This is a genomic window from Methyloversatilis discipulorum, from assembly GCF_018780585.1.
Taxonomy (GTDB): Bacteria; Pseudomonadota; Gammaproteobacteria; order Burkholderiales; family Rhodocyclaceae; genus Methyloversatilis; species Methyloversatilis discipulorum_B.
The window spans coordinates 79,950-98,843 of record NZ_JADMJL010000024.1 but is presented as its reverse complement, the minus strand read 5'-3'; the positions used below and the strand labels follow the sequence as shown (position 1 = coordinate 98,843).

Genomic DNA, 18,894 nt, shown 5'->3' with positions numbered 1-18,894 from the left:
TCGTCATTTCCAGGCCGGATTCACCGAGGCCGAGGACGAGGACGTGGGTTCCGAGGAGGCTCATTACCGCAGCTTCAGCGTGGACAGACCGAACAGCACCAGCATCAGCGTGATGATCCAGAAGCGCACGACCACCTGCGTTTCCTTCCAGCCGCCGAGCTCGTAGTGGTGGTGCAGCGGCGCCATGCGGAAGATGCGCTTGCCGCCGGACCACTTGAAGTAGAGCACCTGGATCATCACCGACAGCGTTTCGGCGACGAACAGGCCGCCCATGATGAACAGCACGATTTCCTGACGCACGATCACCGCCACGGTGCCGAGCGCGGCGCCCAGCGCCAGTGCGCCGACGTCGCCCATGAACACTTCGGCCGGGTAGGCGTTGAACCACAGGAAGCCGAGGCCGGCGCCGCACAGCGCGCCACAGAAGATGGCCAGCTCGCCGGCGCCCGGAATGAAGGGCACGCCGAGGTAGCGCGAGAACACGGCGTTGCCGGCGACGTAGGCGAAGATGGCCAGCGCGCCGCTGACCATCACCGCCGGCATCGTGGCGAGGCCGTCGAGGCCGTCAGTCAGGTTCACCGCGTGGCTGGTGCCGACGATGACGAAGTAGGTGAGCACCATGAAGCCGATGGCGCCGAGCGGGTAGGCCACGGTCTTGAAGAAGGGCACGATCAGTTCGAGCTGGGCCGGGACCTGGGCGGTCAGGCCGAGGTACACCGCTGCCCCGGCGGCGAACACCGAGGACCAGAAGAATTTCGGTTTGGCCGGCAGGCCTTTCGGATTGCGATGGACCACCTTGCGCCAGTCGTCCACCCAGCCTACCGCGCCGAAGCCCAGCGTGACGATGAGCACCACCCAGACGTAGCGATTCGACAGGTCGGCCCACAGCAGCGTGGTGACCCCGAGCGCGATCAGGATGAGGGCGCCGCCCATGGTCGGCGTGCCGGCCTTGGTCAGATGCGATTTCGGACCGTCGTCGCGCACCGCCTGGCCGATCTTGTACTCGGTCAGCTTGCGGATGAGCATCGGGCCGAACATCCAGCAGATGGCCAGCGAGCTCATCATCGCCAGCACTGCGCGCAGCGTGATGTAGTTGAATACGTTGAATGCACGAATGTCCTGCGCCAGCCAGCGGGCAAGTTCAAGAAGCATGGTTGTCCTGTCCGGTGTGTGCGAGCAGCGCCTCGGCGACGCGTTCCATGCGCATGAAGCGCGAGCCCTTCACCAGCACCGTGGTGCGGGCGTCGAGCAGGGGGCGCAGCGCGTCGGCGATCGAGGCGTGATCGGCGTAGTGGAGGGCGCCGGTGCCGAAGGCGGCGACGGCGTACGTGGAGGCTTCACCGAGCGCGTGCAGCGCGTCGATGCCGCGTTCGCGCGCATAGGCGCCGGCTTCGCGGTGGAATTCGGGGCCCTGGTCTCCGACCTCGCCCATGTCGCCGAGCACCAGGATGCGCCGGCCCGCTGCGGTGGCGAGGACATCGATGGCGGCGCGCACGGAATCGGGGTTGGCGTTGTAACTGTCGTCGATCACCGTGCTGCCGGCGAGTCCGACGCGTACCTGCTGGCGGCCCTTGACGCCTTCGAAGCGGTTCAGCGCCCACACCACGGCAGCCATGTCGGCACCCGCGGCCAGCGCGGCAGTGGCGGCGCACAGCGCGTTGCGCGCGTTGTGCAGGCCGGGCACGCGCAGCGTGATGCGCGCCGTGCCGAAGGCGCCGCGCAGGTCGAGACGGTAGCCCAGCCCTTCCGGCGTGGCGGTGGCGAAGACTTCGGCGGCGTGGTCGAGACCGAAGCGCAGCACGCGTCGTGCTGCGTTGCGTCCGCACCAGTAGTCGGCAAAATCGTCGTCGGCATTGACCACGGCGATGCCGTCCGCACCGAGCGCATCGAACACGTCGCCGTTTTCGCGTGCGACTTCGGCCACGCTGTTCATGAATTCGAGGTGCTCGCGCTGGGCGTTGTTCACCAGCGCCACGGTCGGTTTCGCCATGCCGGCCAGCCAGGCGATCTCGCCCGGGTGGTTCATGCCCATCTCGATCACCGCCATGCGGTGCGTGTCGCGCAGACCGAACAGCATCAGCGGAACGCCGACATCGTTGTTCAGGTTGCCGCGCGTGGACAGTACCGTCGTGTCCGGATTCCAGCCGACGCCGAGCGCGTGCGCGCGCAGGATGGCGGCGATCATTTCCTTCACCGTGGTCTTGCCGTTGCTGCCGGTGACGCCGATCAGCGGCAGCGTGAAGCGGCTGCGCCAGGCGCGGGCGATGTCGCCCAGTGCCGCGCGGGTGTCGGCAACGCGGATCAGCGTGCCCGTGGTGTGTGTGCAGTCCGACGCGACGACCGCGGTGGCCGCACCCGCTGCCTGCACGTCGGCGATGAAGTCATGCGCATCGAAGCGCTCGCCGCGCAGCGCGACGAACAGGTCGCCGGCCTTCACCGCACGGCTGTCGGTCGAGAAGCCGGCGATGTCGACGTCCGGGCCGCTCAACGTGCCATTGCAGGCGGCCGCGACGTCGGAGGCCTTCCATAGTGCGCTCATTGCACGCCTCCGCGGGCGGCGAGGGCGGCGGCGGCCTGGTCGGCGTCGGACCACGGCGTGCGCAGGCCCATGCGTTCCTGATAGTGCTCGTGTCCCTTGCCGGCGATCAGCACGACGTCGCGCGCGTCGGCGGTGGCGATGGCGGCGCCTATCGCGAGCGCGCGATCGACCTCGCGCAGCACGTCGGCACAGGCCGGCAGCCCGGCGGCGATGTCGTCGAGGATGGCGTCCGGGTTTTCGCTGCGCGGGTTGTCCGAAGTGATCCAGGTGCGCGCCGCGTGCTCGTAGGCGACGGCCCCCATCAGCGGCCGCTTGCCTGGATCGCGGTCGCCGCCGCAGCCGAACACGCACAGCAGCCTGCCGCGCCGCGCTTCGGCCACCGGCTGCAGCGCGCGCAGCGCCTGCTCCAGTGCGTCCGGCGTGTGTGCGTAGTCGACCACGACCAGCGGCTCGCCGTGGCCGCCGAGCCGCTGCATGCGGCCAGGCGGCGGCAGCAGTTGCCCGGCGACGCGGGCGGCGTCGGCCAGCGATACGCCGGCATGCAGCAGGCTGCCGGTGACGGCGAGCAGATTCTGGATGTTGAAGCGACCGACCAGGGCGGCGTCGACATGCGCGCGCTCGTTACCGTGCTCGATGTCGAAGCGCAGGCCGTGCGCCAGATCGGCGTTACGGGCGTGCAGTCCGTGCACGCCCTGCGGCAACTCGGCGTCGAGCGCGCAGCCGGTGACCGGCAGCCGCGCGGCGACTTCGCCGGCCAGCGAGCGGCCGAAAGCGTCGTCGGTATTAATTACCCCGGCACGCAGGCCGGGGTGGGAGAACAGGGTGGCCTTCGCGGCCGCGTAATGCTGCATGTCCGGGTGATAGTCGAGGTGGTCGCGGGTCAGGTTGGTGAACACCGCAGTGTGGATCCGGACGCCGTCGATGCGTCCCTGGTCGAGCCCGATCGACGACACTTCCATCGCGCACGCACTGGCGCCCGCGGCACGCAGGTCGGCCAGAGTCTGGTGCACGCTGACCACGTCCGGCGTGGTGTTGAGCGATTCCGACAGCTGGCCGGGCAGGCCGCTGCCCAGCGTGCCGATGACGCCGCAGCGCGTGCCGAGCAGGTCCATGGCCTGGGCGACCCACTGGCTGACCGAGGTCTTGCCGTTGGTGCCGGTGATGCCGATCACATGGAGCGCGGCGGAGGGACGATCGAGCAGATCGTCGGCCAGCGCGCCGGCGTGACTGCGCAGCGAATCGACCTCGATCACGGGTACTGCGGCGTCTGTCGACGTAGCGCCCGCTTCGCACAGCACCGCGCAGGCACCGCGTTCGATGGCGGCGTCGATGAAGCGACGACCGTCGGTGCGCTGGCCGGGCAGAGCGAAGAAGAGGTCGCCCGCTTTCACGTGACGCGAATCGGCGCGCAGCGCGCGCGGCACGACGCCGCGGCGCGACAGCGTGTCGCGTACGCGGGCGATGACGGCGGAGGAGCGGCCGGTGCTCACCAGCCCTCCTTGCCGGTGGCGCTGTTGCGCGCCATCTGCAGCACGGGCACCGGCGCGTCCGGCGGTACGCCGGTGGCGCGCAGCGTTGCATTCATGATGTCGGAGAACACCGGGGCGGCGACCTGACCGCCGTAGTGCACGCCGTTGGACGGTTCGTCGATCATCACCGCGACGATGTAGCGCGGGTCGGACACCGGCGCGAAGCCGACGAAGGACGCGATGTACTTGTTCGCGTAGCTGCCGCCTTCGAGCTTGTGCGCGGTACCGGTCTTGCCGGCGACGCGGTAACCCGGAATCTGTGCCTTCGGTGCGGTGCCGCCGGCACCGGCAGCCATTTCGAGCATGCGGCGCACTTCGCGTGCGGTCTGTGCCGAGAACACCTGCAGGCCGTTGATCGGCGGCGTGTCGACGCGGGTCAGCGACAGCGGAATCAGGTCGCCGTCGCGCGCGAACACGAGATAGGAGCGCGCCATCTGCATCAGCGTGACCGACATGCCGTGGCCGTAGGACATCGTGGCCTGCTCGACCGGCTTCCAGTTCGCTGCCGGGCGCAGGCGGCCGCCCGCCTCACCAGGGAAACCGAGACGCAGCGGCGAACCGAAGCCGAGCTGATCGTACGTTTGCCACATTTCCGACGGTTTGAAGGTGCCGGCGATCTTGGCGACGCCGATGTTCGACGACTTCTGGATCACCTCGGCCAGACTGAGCGTGCCGTGCGGGTGTGCGTCGCCGATCGAGTGGCGGCCGAAAGTGAGCTTGCCGGCGCAGTCGACGGGTGTGTCGAAGGTGTAGCGGCCGCTCTCCAGCGCCATCGCGGCGATGAAGGGCTTGATCGTCGAACCGGGTTCGTAGGTGTCGGTGAAGGCGCGGTTGCGCAGCGGCGGGCCGGACAGCTGTTCGCGGTTGTTCGGGTTGTAGGTGGGCCAGTTGGCCAGCGCCAGCACTTCGCCGGTGCGCGAATCGACCACCACGGCGCTGCCGGCGCGCGCCTTGTGTTCGCTGACCGCCTGCTTGAGCCGGCTGTGCACCAGGAACTGCAGACGGGTATCGATGGCCAGCCGCACGTCGCCGCCGTCGCGCGGCGGCGCCAGTACCTCGACGTCCTCGACCACGTTGCGGCGGGCGTCGGTGATCACGCGCCGCGAACCGACCTTGCCGGTGAGCGGCCGGTTCATCGCCAGTTCGATGCCTTCGAGACCGTTGTCGTCCATGCCTGTGAAGCCGACTACGTGCGCGCTGACCTCGCCGTGCGGGTAGTAGCGGCGGTACTCGGGCTCCGAGCGGATGCCCGGCAGTTTCAGCGCCAGCACCTGTTTCGCGACGTCTGGCGGCACCTGACGCTTCAGGTAGCTGCGCCCTCTGTTTTCCGGAATCTTGCGCGCGACCTCGCGATGATCCATGCCCAGCAGTTCGGCCAGCTGGCGGATCTGCGCCGGCGTGAGCTTCTCGGCGCCGATGTCGCGCGGGTTGGCCTTGGCGTCGGTACGCGTCGGGCGCGATTCGGCGACGATGGCCGACACCTGGGTGCTCATCGCCAGCACCTGTTCGTTACGGTCGAGCACACGGCCGCGCGAGGCCGGGGTCGGCAGTACACGCGAGAAGCGTTCCTCACCCTTGCGCTGATAGAACTCGTCGTTCACCACCTGCAGCCAGAAGGCGCGGGCAACCAGACCACCGAACAGCGCCATCATGACCACCAGCATCAGGCGGGCGCGCCAGGCGGGCAGCAGTTCGGCGAGCAGCGGGTTGTGGGCGAACTTCATTGTCCGGCCTCGGAGGGGTCGATGACGATGACGCGGTCGCGTTCCGGCGCGCGCATCTTGAGCTTGGATTCGGCCAGACCGGCGATGCGCGCGTGCGCGGCCAGCGAGCCCTGTTCGATCTGCAGCTGGCCCCACTCGGTTTCGAGTACCCGCATGCGGGTGAGCTCGCGTTCGAGTTCGGTGTGCAGCGCGCGCGAGCGGTGCTGCGACGACACCAGCGCGATGGCGCTGATGACCAGCGTGGCGATCAGCACGAAGTTCAGGCGCAGCACGTCAGGCCACCTTCTCGGCCACGCGCAGCGTGGCGCTGCGCGCGCGCGGATTGCGCGCGACTTCGTCGTTGCCGGCGCGGAAGCGGCCGATCAGTTTCATCGTTGGCTTCGGCAGCTGGTCGGCACGCAGCGGCAGGTTGCGCGGTGGCTGCGGCGGCGAGGCCTGGTCGGCCATGTAGCGCTTGACGATGCGGTCTTCCAGCGAGTGGAAGGAAATCACCGCCAGCCGGCCGCCCGGTCTGAGCGCAGCCAGCGCCTGCGGCAGCACTAGCGACAGCTCTTCAAGCTCCTGATTGATGAAAATCCGTAGAGCTTGAAAGCTGCGCGTCGCCGGATGCTGGCCCGCCTCGCGCGTGCGGACAGCGGCCGCCACGATCTGGGCAAGCTGGTATGTGGTGTCGACAGGCCGCTCGCTCCGAGCAGCAACAATCGCCTTTGCAATCGCTGAAGCAAACCGTTCTTCGCCATAGTCCCTGATGACCTCCCTGATGTCTGCTTCGTCGGCGCGGGCGAGCCACTGCGCCACTGTTTCGCCCCGGCTGGTGTCCATGCGCATGTCCAGCGGTGCGTCCTGCCTGAAACTCATGCCGCGCGCAGCTTCGTCGAGCTGCGGTGACGACACGCCGATATCGAGCAGCACGCCATCCACGCCGTGCACGCCCAGTTGTTCGAGTACTGCACCCATTTCCGCGAAGCGCGCGTGCACCAGCGTGAAACGCGGGTCGGTGATGGCCTGGCCGGCTGCGATGGCGGACGGATCGCGATCGAGCGCGATCAGCCGGCCGCCTGGACCCAGGCGCGCGAGCAGCGCGCGGCTGTGCCCGCCGCGACCGAAGGTGCCATCGACGTAAACGCCATCGGGACGCACCGCCAGTGCGTCGAGCGCCTCGGCGAGCAGTACGGGGATGTGTTCCATCTCAACCCCGCCCGAACTTCTGCGAGGAAGGAAGCGCCGCCCGCCGGGCCGCCCAATGTGCAGGCGTAGCGCCGTCGGAGGGCAGCGAACGAAGTGAGCGTGGGGGCACGACAGCCGCCCGCCGGGCCGTCCCAAGGGCGAGCGCAGCCCCCTCGGGGGGCAGCGAACGAAGTGAGCGTGGGGGCAACATTCTCAGAGCCTGAAGGAACTGATGACTTCAGACGGCAGGGGCACTGCGCCCTCGCGGGCGTCACGTGCAGCGGCCTCGGCGTTCCAGCGGCCTTCGTCCCACAGTTCGAAGCGGTTGCCGCGGCCGACCAGCATGACGCCCTTGGTCAGGCCGGCGCGTTCGCGCAGGTCGGCGCCGAGCAGCAGGCGGCCGGCGCGATCGATGGATTCGTCGCGCGCATTGGCGGTGAAGCTGAGCTTGAAATCGTTGCTGGCCTGATCGAGGTCGGGCAGCTGGTCGAGGCGGGCGAGCAGGGCCTCGAATTCGGGCAGCGGATAGAGAAGGATGTGCTCGCGGGTGCGCGCCGTCATCACCACCTCGCCCTCGCACATGTCCATCAGCTTCTTGCGCGGACGAGCGGGGATGACGATGCGGTGCTTGTCATCCATGGTGAGGCGGGTCGTCCCGTAGAACATGCGCGTGCCCGTGTGAGCCCGTCAGCAGCGACGGGCTGGAGTGGCGGTCAGAGTTGTCTTTCCCACAATCACTCCACTTCTTATCCAATATTGCTCCACTTTAGCCATCAAGCAGCGGGTGGTCAATAGCTGGAATGCGCCAAATCTATTTCTGCAACAAGGACTTAGCGGTAATATTCCACAAAGTCGTGAAATAAAAACCCTTTGTTTTTAATGGGATAGAAAATGAACTGAATGTGGGGTGTGAGCAAATGCCCGCGCCATGCCGGTTCGTGGGGCGAAGTGGACGAAAGTGGGGCGGGTGTGCAGCCGAGTGGGGGAAATGCGGGAGACGGACCGGGCAGGAGTGGAAGTCCGCCTGTAAGCCGGGTTCTGTTGTGCGCGAACGCACCGGCAACCATTCATCTGGGCGACGTGTTACCACGCCGCTCGAGCAGCCTACCCGGAAGCGACGCGAGCCGCGTCATGGCTTCCCTATTTGGCCTTGCCCCGGATGGGGTTTTGCATGCCGTGCACGTTGCCGCACACGCGGTGGGCTCTTACCCGGCGTTGCCGCCCGCCCGAAGGCGCACCATTTCAACCTTGCCTGTGCCTTGCGGCCATCGGCGGTATGTTTTCTGTTCCACTTTCCGTCGCCTTGGGCCGCGCTTTCACGCGGCTTGCTGCGCCCGGCCGTTAGCCGGCATCCTGCTCTGCGGGGCCCGGACTTTCCTCCGCGCTTGCGCGCCGCGGTTGCCCGGCGGACTTCCGGCGCGGATTCTACCGCACCGCAACCTGCAGTCCCGGACTATCAGGCGTTTACCGGCTCGGCCGCCGCCTTGTGCAGCGTCGCGAAGGTGTCGGCGTCTACCGCTGCGCTGAACAGGAAGCCCTGGAACTCGTCACAGCCCTGCTGCAGCAGGAAGTCGCGCTGCGCCGCGGTCTCGACGCCCTCCGCCACGACTGACCGCTGCAGGCTGTGCGCCAGCGCGACGATGGCGCGGGCGATCGAACAGGCGTCCGTCTCGTCGGGCAGATCGGCGACGAAGGCGCGGTCTATCTTGATGCAGTCGATCGGGAAACGCTTCAGGTAGGCGAGCGACGAGTGGCCGGTGCCGAAATCGTCGATGGCAATGCGCACGCCGAGCGCGTTGAGCGCATGCAGCAGCTTGACCGAACGCTCGGGGTGATCCATCAGCAGGCTTTCGGTGATTTCCAGCTCCAGCGCGTCAGCCGCCATGCCGCTGTGTTCGAGCACGCGGCCGACCTGGTCGGCAAAGCCGCGATCGCCCAGCTGACGGGCCGATACATTGACCGACACGCTGATCGGTGGCAGCCCGGCCTGACGCCACGCGGCGTTCTGGCGGCAGGCGGTTTCGAGCACCCACAGGCCGATCTGCACGATGAGGCCGGTTTCCTCCGCAATGCCTACGAACTGGCCGGGCGGCAGCAGGCCGCGCTGCGGGTGCTGCCAGCGCAGCAGCGCCTCGCAGCCGACGATACGTGCCGCGCCGCCTGCCACGCGCACCCGCGGCTGGTAATGCACGACCAGTTCGCCGCGTTCCAGTGCCTGGCGCAGATCCGCCTCCAGCGCCAGCTGCTGCGACGAGCGCCGGCTCATGTATACGGAGTAGAACTCGTACTGGTTCTTACCTTTTTCCTTGGCGCGATACATCGCGAGATCGGCGTTCTTGCGCAGGGTCTGCACGTCCTGACCGTCGGTCGGGTACTGACTGATGCCGACGCTGGCGGTGACCGAGTAGTCGCGCTCGTCGATGGCGATCGGACGACCGATCTGTTCGAGCACCTTCTGCGCAACGGCTGCGGCCTCGCTGTTGGCTTCGATGCCTTCGATCAGCACGACGAACTCGTCGCCGCCCAGGCGGGCGACGATGTCGGTGTCGCGCAGCGAGGCGCGCAGGCGCTGCGCCACCTCGACCAGCACCAGATCGCCGGCGTCGTGCCCCAGCGTGTCGTTGATGATCTTGAAGCGGTCGAGGTCGATGAACATCAGCGCGAGCCGCGTGTCCAGCGCGTGTGCGGCGACCAGCGCGCGCTGCAGTTCGATCTGGAACAGGGTGCGGTTGGGCAGGCCGGTCAGCTCGTCGTAGTGGGCGAGCTGGCGGACGCGCTCTTCCGCGTCGCGGCGTTTGGATACGTCCATCACCGTGCCGTCGATGACGACCACCTCGCCGCTGGCGTCGCTGACCGGATTGCCGCGCTCGTGTATCCAGCGTTGGCCGCGACCGGGGACTTGGATGCGGTACTCGGCCTCATACGGCCGGCCCTCGCTGCGCGCCGCCTTCCATGCCGCTTCGATGCGACCGCGATCGGCATCGGCGATGCGGTCGAGATAGTCGCCCCACGCGGGCATCCAGCCGCCGTCCTCGCCTCCCAGCATGCGCCGCGCCTGGTCCGACCACTCGGTCTGCCCACGATCGACGCGGTGCGACCAGCTGCCCACTTCGGCGAGGCGCTGAGCCTCACGCAGGCTGGCTTCGCTCGTTCGCAGATCGAGTTCGACCTGCTGCGACTCGCGCAGCATGCGTCGCGTCAACATCACGCCGACGACCAGCGACAGGCTGCTGACCACCAGCATGGCGACATTCAGGCCGCGGTGTATGCGGCGCGAAATGTCGCCGAGCGTCCATGAGAAGCGGACGGCCACCGACTCCAGTTCGTCATCGAGCTGGCGCACGCGCATCGTCAGCACCGTGCGCTCGTCGGCCGTCAGGCCGCCGCCGCTGATCTGGCCGTGGGCCACGCGCGCCACGGTGTCGATCTCGCCGATCAGCCGGTCGCCTTCGGTCCACAGATCGATTGCCTCGCGCATCGGTGGCGCCCAGCGGAACCAGACGAACAGGCGGATCAGGCTGGGCACGTCGCCCGCGTCGTTGCCGCCATCGAGGAAGCCTTCGGCTGCGGCGGCGCGGTCAGGGTCCGGTCGGTCGAGCGCTTCGCGTGCCCGGCGGTCACCGAGCGTGACGCCGATGTTGCGGCGGTAGTCGGCGTAGTCGGCCTGGTCGCCCGAGGCGACGTAATCGAGCAGGTGCATCACCGCCGCCTTCTGCCCTTTGCTCCACAGGCTCTCGCCGCTGACATAGGCGCGGGCGCCGGACATGATTTCCATGCTCAGCGCGGCCAGCGCCAGCAGCAACAGCACGATGGCGATCAACGGCCACAGCAGGAACAGGCGATTACCAGGCGACAGGCTGCGCGCATTCGCATCCATGCGGTGGCGCAGGCGTCTGTCGTTCGGGATCTGTTTGGGCTGCGGGGTGTCGGCGGACGGCAAATGCGCCTCCTGCATGTCCTGATGCTGATAGGCAGTCTAGCGCGTTGGCGCTTCGGCGCGCATCGTGCATGGCGATTTCATGCGCCGGACCCGGCTGCAGTCCGTGATGCCGTTCACATCGTCCGGCCGTTCCGGCCAAGGCTCAAGATTCGCCGGTCGGCAGCCGTTCAATACAGGTCGCCCGAACCCCGCTGACCTTACCGTGCCGATGAGCTCGTTGTTCCATTTCGGTCGCCATATCGCCCGCCACTGGCTGGCCTACCTGCTGCTCGCACTGACAGCCGGACTGCTGGCGGCCGATCTGTCTCACCTTTTCGGCGCCGCGGTGCACGCGCGCTCGGCGGGGTCCGGCGTCGCGCTGACGCTGGTGCCGACCCTGATCGCCTGCGTCGCGCTGTGGGCGGCCGGGACGAGGCTGGACACCACGCGGCGCGAACTCGATCACCTGCACGGCGTTCTCGAACGCGCGCAGACGCTCGGACGCACCGGCACCTGGGAACACGAGGCGGGGGCTTTCGACTGGTCGCCGCGGGCGCTTGCCATTCTTGGGCTGGACGCAACCCGCGTGCGTGGTTTCGAGGATCTGCTCGGCCATGTTGCCGTCGAGGACCGGGCGCAGCTTGAGCGGGCCTGGCGTGCCGCCTTGGCGGGCGCGCGTCACCGGACCGAGGTCTGTCTGACCGACGGCCGGGGCGAAGTGCGCCGCGTACTGTTCGAGGGCCGTCTGGAGTCGGGACAGGAGGGCGACGCGCCTCGCCTGGCCGGCATCGTCCAGGACATGAGCGAGCCGTACCGGATGCAGGGCGAGTTGCGACGCGCGATGCGCTACCAGCGGGCGCTGCTCGACAATTTCCCCTTCATGGTGTGGCTGAAGGACCGCGATCTGCGCTTCCTGGCCGTCAACCGGCCGCTGGCCGAGGCCGGCGGGCTGGCCCACCCGGACGATGCGCGCGGCCTCGACGATGACGATCTGTGGCCGACCGAGCAGGCGATCGCCTATCGCGTGGAGGATATGGAGGTGCTGCAGCGCCGGACACCGAAGTATTCGGAGTCCATTATCGACAGCGGCGATCGACGCCACTGGTTCGAGGCATGGACCGCGCCAGTGCTGGACGAGGACGGCGGCCTGCTGGGCACGGTCGGATACGCGCGCGACATCAGCGAGCGCAAGCGCGTCGAAGCTGCACTGGCGCGCAGCCGCGACCAGTTCGCGATGCTTGGCAGGTTGCAGGCGCGCTTCATCGCCGGCGAGCCTGCGGATGCGGTGTTCGCCGGCATGCTCGACATCCTGTGCGAGCTGTCCGGCTGCGACGACGGCTTTCTCGGTGAAATCGCCCGCGACGCGAACGGTACGGCGCACATCGGCCTGCTGGCCTGCCGCGAGACCGACTGGCTCAGCGAGCGCGCCGACCTGATCGAAGGTGTGCTCGGGGCGAGCATTCACGGCTGCGCGTCGGGCAGCGTCGTCGCCGCCGGCGCCGACTCGGCGGCCGGGCGTGGCCTGATCTGCATCGCCGTCACCCGCGGCGAACAACTGACCGGTCTGATCGGTCTGGCGGCCAAGGACGGACGCATCGACGACGAACGTCTGGCCAGCGTGCAGGTTGCGGCCAGCACCTTTGGCCTCATTCTCGAAGCCGGCCTGCGCCAACGGGCGCGCCAGCACGCCGAAGCCGAACTGCTGCGCCACCGCGACCGGTTGACCGAGCTGATCGAGGTGCAGCTGAAGGATGGCGCCGCCGAGCCGCGCCTGGCCGAGCTGGCAAATGGCGCGAAGAGCGCCTTCCTCGCCGGTGTGTCGCACGAACTGCGCACGCCGATACACGCCATTCTGGGCTTCGCCCGCATCGCGTTGCGCGGTCGACCTCCGTTGTGCGACGTCACTCGCCATCGCTTCGAGGTGATCCGTGAAAACGGCGAACGGCTGCTGGCTCAGGTCGATGAACTGCTCGACCTGTCGCGCCTCGGCGCCGGCACGCTGTGCCTTCAGCGCAGCCTGTGTGCGCCGCGCGAGCTGCTTGACGAGGCCTTGCGTGCCTGCGCCGGCGGACAGCAGATCAGCGTGACGCTGCAGGTCGGCGACGACAGGATGATCGACGCCGATCCGGTACGGCTGCAGCAGGCTCTGCGCACCCTGTTCGAACATGCGATCCGCCGCTCGTCGGCGGGCAGCCCGGTCGGCGTGTACGTGTCGAGCGGGTCGCGCGACGGACACAGCGGCGTGACGGTCAGTGTGTGCAGCACGGGACCACGCATGACGGAAGCTGAACTGGACAGCCTGTTCGATCCATTCGGCCCTGCCGCGACGCAGCGCCCGCCCGGTGGCGGAACCGGTGCCGGCCTTGCCATCTGCCGCGAAATCGTCAGCCTGCACGGCGGCCGGGTGGAGGCGCGCACTCCGGATGCGACCGCCGCGGCCGAAACCTCGCTCCAGATCGATGTCTGGCTGCCGGTCGCCTCGCCTGACGGGCCGGCGCCTCCGGATCAATCCGGGGTCGTGTTGCCCGCGGGATCGGGTTCGGTACGGGATTGCGGTGGCATGGGGCAGCGGCTAGAGTGCGGGCGCACTGTCAATTTGGCGCGCGAAGAGGCATCTGAAAGGAGTCGATGATGGGCATCGGTGATTTCATCAAGAAGCAGTTCATCGACGTACTGCAGTGGAACGAGGACGGCGACGGCGTGCTGGCCTGGCGCTACCCGATGCAGGATTCCGAAATCCAGTACGGCGCGAAGCTGACGGTGCGCGAGTCGCAGATGGCGGTGTTCGTCAATGAAGGCAAGGTGGCGGACGTGTTCGGCCCCGGCCTGCACACGCTTAATACCAGCACGCTGCCGCTGCTCACCTATCTGCAGAACTGGGACAAGCTGTTCGAATCGCCCTTCAAGAGCGACGTCTACTTCTTCAGCACCCGTCTGCAGCTGGGCCGCAAGTGGGGTACGCCGCAGCCGGTCACGGTGCGCGACAAGGATTTCGGCATGGTGCGGCTGCGCGCCTTCGGCATGTATTCGTACAAGCTGGCCGACCCGAAGAAGTTCTTCACCGAAATCAGCGGCACGCGCGACACCTACACGGTCGACGACCTCGAAATGCAGCTGCGCAATCTGGTCGTGTCGACGATGAGCAGCACGCTCGGCAATTCGGCCGCGCCCTTCCTCGACATGGCGGCCAATCTGGGCGTGATGTCGGACGCGGTGAAGGCGGCAATGACGCCGGTGTTCGAACGCTACGGCGTGGCGATCGACAATTTCGCGGTCGAGAGCATTTCGCTGCCGGAAGAACTGCAGAAGGCGCTTGACACCCGCATTTCGATGGGCATGGCGGGCAATATGGCCACCTACACCCAATACCAGACCGCCAGCGCAATTCCGCTTGCGGCGCAGAACGAAGGCGGGCTGGCCGGCATTGGCGCCAGCCTGGGCGCTGGCCTGACGATGGGGCAGGTGATGACCGAGGCGATGCGCACCGCGCAGGCCGGTGCGACGACGTCTGCGCCGGCCGCAGCTGCGACGGAGGCGCCCGAGGTCCGCCTGGGCAAGCTCAAGTCGCTGCTCGACGGCGGTCTCATCACGCAGACCGATTACGACGCGGCGAAGGCGGAAGTGATCAGGCAGATCACCGGCGGCTGACTTTCCGGATGCTGCGCGTCGTCTGAGCCGGTAAACTGCCGGGCTGGCTTATAGACAAGGCCCTGCCTCGATGCTCAGACTGACCGAAATAAAACTCCCGCTCGATCACCCGGCGGAAGCCCTGCGCGCCGCCGTGCTGGAACGGTTGCGCATCGCCGATGCCGATCTGCTGTCCGTTCATGTGTTCCGCCGCGGCTACGACGCCCGCCGGCGCTCGGCCATCCACCTGATCTACACGCTGGACGTCGAACTGCGCGACGAGGCGGCGGTGCTGCGGGCGCAGAAGCCGTCGCCGCATCTGCAGCCGACGCCGGATACGCAGTACAGGTTCGTCACCCGCGCGCCCGACGGCCTGAGCCGCCGGCCGGTGGTGATCGGCATGGGGCCGTGCGGCATCCTCGCCGCGCTGTTGCTGGCGCAGATGGGATTTCGCCCCATCGTGCTGGAGCGGGGCAAGGCGGTGCGCGAGCGCACCCAGGACACCTGGGGCCTGTGGCGCAAGCGGGTGCTCAATCCGGAGTCGAACGTGCAGTTCGGCGAGGGCGGCGCCGGTACCTTTTCCGACGGCAAGCTGTACAGCCAGATCAAGGACCCGAAGCATTACGGCCGCAAGGTGCTGATCGAATTCGTCAAGGCCGGCGCGCCCGACGAAATCCTCTACGTGAGCAAGCCGCACATCGGCACTTTCCGGCTGGTCGGCATGGTCGAGAAGATGCGCGCGGAGATCGAGTCGCTAGGTGGCGAAATCCGCTTCCAGGCGCGGGTGGAAGACATCGTCATCGAGGACGGCGCAGTACGCGGTGTCAAGCTGGCCGACGGCAGTGAGATCGCCACCGACCACGTGGTACTGGCCATCGGCCACAGCGCGCGCGACACCTTCGCCATGCTTTACGAGAAGGGTGTCTACGTCGAGGCCAAGCCGTTTTCGGTGGGCTTCCGCATCGAGCATCCGCAGAGCCTGATCGATCGCGCGCGCTTCGGCGACTTCGCCGGTCATCCGGTACTGGGCGCGGCCGACTACAAGCTGGTCCATCACGCAAAGAACGGCCGCTCGGTCTACAGCTTCTGCATGTGTCCGGGCGGCACCGTGGTCGCTGCAACGTCGGAAGCGGGCCGCGTGGTCACCAACGGCATGAGCCAGTACTCGCGCAACGAACGCAATGCCAACGCCGGCATCGTGGTCGGCATTTCGCCCGAGCAGGACTACCCCGGTCATCCGCTGGCCGGCATCGACCTCCAGCGTTCGCTGGAATCCCGTGCTTTCGATCTGGGCGGCGGCGACTACAGCGCGCCCGGGCAACTGGTCGGCGATTTCGTCGCCGGCCGGCCATCGAAGGCGCTGGGTGCGGTCGAGCCGAGCTACAAGCCGGGGGTCGCGCTGGGCAGCCTCGCCACCGCCCTGCCCGAATACGCGATCACCGCGATGCGCGAAGCGCTGCCGGCCTTCGACCGGCAGATCAAGGGTTTCGCGATGCATGACGCCGTGCTGACCGGTGTCGAGACGCGCACGTCGTCGCCGATCCGCATCAAGCGTGATCCGGTGAGCTACCAGAGCCTGAATACGCGCGGGCTCTACCCGGCGGGCGAAGGGGCGGGCTACGCCGGCGGCATTCTGTCGGCGGCCGTCGATGGCATCGAGGTGGCCGAGGCGGTGGCGTTGAGCATGGTTGCGGGCGCCGCCTGACGACGGTTCCGCTGCACTCGCCGGGACGCGATCGGCCGGTCGATGCGGATCAGGCGCCGGTCTCGAAGAAATGCAGCACGCGCTGCGGCAGCCAGTCGAGCCGGCCCTTCGGCGCGCCGCTGACGTAACCGACGTGGCCACCCTGCGCGGTGTATTCCGGCCGCACGTCGGACGACAGCAGATCGGGTGTGGCGAGCGACCACGCGGGCACCATCGGATCGTTCAGCGCCTGCAGCAGCAGCAGCGGCGTGCGCACCGCCTTCAGCAGCGGGCGCGATGCACAGCGCGTCCAGTAGTCGTCGGCGTCACGGAAACCGTGGATCTGCGAGGTGACCGCGTCGTCGAAGGCACGGATCGAATTGCAGGCGGCGATCGCCGCCTCGTCCAGCAGGCCGGGGAAGCGCTGCGCCTTGAGCAGCGCGCGCGGTTTCATCGTGCGCAGGAAGTACTGCGTGTAAACGCGGTTGAAGCCCTCGTCCAGCGCGCGGCCGGCGGCCCCCAGGTCGACCGGTGCGCAGACCGAGGCGGCGGCGGTGATCCATGTCGACGCCGCCTGGCCGTGCTCGCCCAGCCATTTGCACAGCACGTTGCCGCCCAGCGACACGCCGACGGCGTACACCGGCCGGCCTTCGTTGCGCGGTACGACCCGCGGCAGCAGCCAGTCGAGTTCGGCGCTGTCGCCCGAGTGATAGGCGCGCAGAAGTCTGTTCGGTTCGCCGGAACAGCCACGCGCGTGCACGACAGCGCCGTTCCAGCGGCGTGCCGCCAGCGCGTGCATCAGTGCCTTGGCGTAATGGCTGCCGGAACTGCCTTCGAGCCCGTGAAAGAGCAGCACCAGCGGCTGGGCGGCTTGCCGCGGTAGCCAGTCGATATCGACGAAATCGCCGTCCGGTGTGTCGAGGCGTTCGCGTACGAGCGTCGGCATGGCCTGCGGAATGAAGCGAGGCCAGATGGTCTGTGCGTGGCCGCCGGGCAGCCACGAGGCGGGACGGAAGGACGGCGGGGTGGTCACGCCGGGTGCGGGTGTCAGTGAAGAATCTTCGGCGCGTCGCCGACGTCGTGCGCGGCCGGCAGCGGCGAAGCGTGGTGCAGCACCATATGCCAGCCGAGCGGCCCGCGCGCGTACACATTGGTCACCGCCAGCAGCGGCCGCGGCTGACGCTCGCCGGCCACGGTGACCGTTTCCTGCACGCTGTGGATGGCCTGCAGCGCGCCCTGGATGACCAGCGCGTTACCGATGCGCACGTCGGCGTGCGCAGCGGCGAAGCTGCGCCGCCAGGCTTCGCGCACCGCCTCATAGCCGCTGGCGCGCTGGCAGCCGGCGAGGATGCACACGATGTCGTCCTCGTCGGCCCACACGGCCATCATGCCTTCGATGTCGCCGCGGTTGCGCGCGTCGTAGAAAGCGGTTTCCGCCTCCTGGGCCGACGCGAAGAAGGTCTTGCGCTGGACTTCCATCCGCGCGCCGCTCAGTGGCCGGCGATCGCCGGACCGTGGTAGCTGTAGCGGGTGCCGCAGTACGGACAGGCGGCCTGCCCGGTCTTGGTCACGTCGAGGAAGACGCGCGGATGGCGCGCCCACAGCGGCGCACCGGGCAGCGGGCAATGCAGCGGAAGGTCGTTCGCGCTGACTTCGATTTCGCGTGCGTGGTCGCGGCTGGAATCGTTACCGGCTTGGGTCATTTCAATGTGCTCCGGACAGGGAGAGGGCGCGCAAGCGCCGCGGAACGGGGAAGGTGCGCGGCGACGGCCGCGCACCGGTTCAGATCCTGGTGAGCCAGCGGTGGTACTCCGGCGCGCGGCCGTTCACCACGTCGAAGAAACGGGTCTGGATCTTCTCGGTGACCGGGCCACGGCTGCCGGCGCCGATGATGCGGCCATCCAGTTCGCGGATCGGCGTCACTTCGGCGGCGGTGCCGGTGAAGAAGGCTTCGTCCGCGGTGTAGATGTCGTCGCGGGTCAGGCGCTTCGACACGACCTGGTAACCCAGTTCGGCCGCGATCTCGATCACCGACGCGCGGGTGATGCCGACCAGCGCCGACGCGATTTCCGGTTCGTAGATCTTGTTGTCCTTGATCACGAACAGGTTCTCACCGGCGCCTTCCGCGACGAAACCATCGACGTCGAGCAGCAGCGCTTCGTCGTAGCCGTGTTCGGTCGCTTCCATATTGGCGAGGATGGAGTTCGCGTAGGTACCGGAATACTTGGCGCGGCACATCGACACATTGACGTGGTGGCGCGAGTAGGACGAGGTTTTCACGCGGATGCCGCGCTTCAGGCCGTCCTCGCCGAGGTAGGCGCCCCAGGGCCAGGCGGCGATCGACACGTGCACCGACGCGCCGCGGGTCGAAATGCCCATCTTTTCCGAGCCGAAGAAGGCGATCGGGCGGATGTAGCAGGATTCCAGCTTGTTGGCGCGCACCACTTCGAGCTGCGCCTCCATCAGTTCTTCACGGCTGTACGGCATCTTCATCATGTAGATGTGCGCCGAATTGAACAGCCGGTCGGTGTGTTCCTTGAGACGGAAGATGGCGGTGCCGATCTCCGTGTTATAGGCGCGTACGCCCTCGAAGACCGCCAGACCGTAGTGCAGTGAATGCGTCAGTACGTGCGTGGTGGCCTCGCGCCAGGGCACCATCTTGCCGTCGTACCAGATAAAACCGTCGCGGTCGGCCATCGACATGG

15 protein-coding genes and 1 other RNA gene are annotated in these 18,894 nt (G+C 67.8%); 3 read left to right on the top strand and 13 right to left on the bottom strand.

Annotated elements, in window-relative coordinates:
* Positions 1-63 precede the first annotated feature (63 nt).
* The 9 genes from mraY to IV112_RS12265 form a co-directional block, all read right to left on the bottom strand.
* Complete coding sequence (mraY, locus tag IV112_RS12305; protein WP_304003782.1) at positions 64-1,152, bottom strand: phospho-N-acetylmuramoyl-pentapeptide-transferase; 1,089 nt, start codon at positions 1,150-1,152, stop codon at positions 64-66.
* A complete protein-coding gene (locus IV112_RS12300; protein ID WP_304003781.1) occupies positions 1,142-2,539 on the bottom strand; it encodes a UDP-N-acetylmuramoyl-tripeptide--D-alanyl-D-alanine ligase in 1,398 nt (465 codons plus the stop codon). The genes mraY and IV112_RS12300 overlap by 11 nt, the downstream gene beginning before the upstream one ends.
* Positions 2,536-4,029: a UDP-N-acetylmuramoyl-L-alanyl-D-glutamate--2,6-diaminopimelate ligase gene (locus IV112_RS12295; RefSeq protein WP_304003780.1), complete on the bottom strand. Its 1,494-nt coding sequence runs from the start codon at positions 4,027-4,029 to the stop codon at positions 2,536-2,538. The genes IV112_RS12300 and IV112_RS12295 overlap by 4 nt, the downstream gene beginning before the upstream one ends.
* Positions 4,026-5,792: a peptidoglycan D,D-transpeptidase FtsI family protein gene (locus tag IV112_RS12290; RefSeq protein WP_304003779.1), complete on the bottom strand. Its 1,767-nt coding sequence runs from the start codon at positions 5,790-5,792 to the stop codon at positions 4,026-4,028. The genes IV112_RS12295 and IV112_RS12290 overlap by 4 nt, the downstream gene beginning before the upstream one ends.
* Entirely contained in the window at positions 5,789-6,064 is a 276-nt protein-coding gene (gene ftsL, locus IV112_RS12285; RefSeq protein ID WP_024300597.1) for a cell division protein FtsL, read from the bottom strand. Before ftsL ends, IV112_RS12290 begins: the two co-directional genes overlap by 4 nt.
* A gap of 1 nt (position 6,065) precedes the next feature.
* Positions 6,066-6,980 (bottom strand): 16S rRNA (cytosine(1402)-N(4))-methyltransferase RsmH, encoded by a 915-nt coding sequence (gene rsmH / locus IV112_RS12280; RefSeq protein WP_020163729.1) that lies wholly within the window; start codon positions 6,978-6,980, stop codon positions 6,066-6,068.
* 192 nt (positions 6,981-7,172) lie between these two features.
* Positions 7,173-7,625: a division/cell wall cluster transcriptional repressor MraZ gene (gene mraZ, locus IV112_RS12275; RefSeq protein WP_019919286.1), complete on the bottom strand. Its 453-nt coding sequence runs from the start codon at positions 7,623-7,625 to the stop codon at positions 7,173-7,175.
* A 345-nt stretch (positions 7,626-7,970) separates the two neighbouring features.
* An RNA gene (gene rnpB / locus IV112_RS12270) (RNase P RNA component class A) lies at positions 7,971-8,373 on the bottom strand.
* 42 nt (positions 8,374-8,415) lie between these two features.
* Positions 8,416-10,914: a putative bifunctional diguanylate cyclase/phosphodiesterase gene (locus tag IV112_RS12265; RefSeq protein ID WP_304003778.1), complete on the bottom strand. Its 2,499-nt coding sequence runs from the start codon at positions 10,912-10,914 to the stop codon at positions 8,416-8,418.
* 193 nt (positions 10,915-11,107) lie between these two features.
* Here IV112_RS12265 and IV112_RS12260 point away from each other — a divergent pair, with 193 nt between their 5' ends.
* From IV112_RS12260 to IV112_RS12250, 3 genes are all read left to right on the top strand, one after another.
* Positions 11,108-13,510, top strand: coding sequence for a PAS domain-containing sensor histidine kinase (locus IV112_RS12260; RefSeq protein WP_304003777.1), 2,403 nt, complete (start codon positions 11,108-11,110; stop codon positions 13,508-13,510).
* Positions 13,507-14,526 carry an SPFH domain-containing protein gene (locus tag IV112_RS12255; RefSeq protein WP_368500471.1) on the top strand — a complete coding sequence of 340 codons (1,020 nt, stop codon included), beginning with the start codon at positions 13,507-13,509 and terminating at the stop codon, positions 14,524-14,526. The genes IV112_RS12260 and IV112_RS12255 overlap by 4 nt, the downstream gene beginning before the upstream one ends.
* 70 nt (positions 14,527-14,596) lie before the next feature.
* Positions 14,597-16,210, top strand: a complete 1,614-nt coding sequence (locus IV112_RS12250) for an NAD(P)/FAD-dependent oxidoreductase (protein WP_304003776.1) — start codon at positions 14,597-14,599, stop codon at positions 16,208-16,210.
* Between the two features lie 49 nt (positions 16,211-16,259).
* Here IV112_RS12250 and IV112_RS12245 read toward each other — a convergent pair whose 3' ends face one another.
* From IV112_RS12245 to IV112_RS12230, 4 genes are all read right to left on the bottom strand, one after another.
* On the bottom strand, positions 16,260-17,222 hold the full coding sequence (locus IV112_RS12245; RefSeq protein ID WP_304003775.1) for a hydrolase: 963 nt from the start codon (positions 17,220-17,222) through the stop codon (positions 16,260-16,262).
* Between the two features lie 14 nt (positions 17,223-17,236).
* The gene (locus tag IV112_RS12240) at positions 17,237-17,668 is read right to left on the bottom strand and encodes a YybH family protein (protein ID WP_019919274.1); all 432 of its coding nucleotides are present in this window, start codon (positions 17,666-17,668) and stop codon (positions 17,237-17,239) included.
* An 11-nt stretch (positions 17,669-17,679) separates the two neighbouring features.
* Positions 17,680-17,892: a zinc-finger domain-containing protein gene (locus tag IV112_RS12235; RefSeq protein WP_018228380.1), complete on the bottom strand. Its 213-nt coding sequence runs from the start codon at positions 17,890-17,892 to the stop codon at positions 17,680-17,682.
* Between the two features lie 79 nt (positions 17,893-17,971).
* Complete coding sequence (locus IV112_RS12230; RefSeq protein ID WP_304003774.1) at positions 17,972-18,892, bottom strand: branched-chain amino acid transaminase; 921 nt, start codon at positions 18,890-18,892, stop codon at positions 17,972-17,974.
* Between the last annotated feature and the right edge of the window lie 2 nt (positions 18,893-18,894).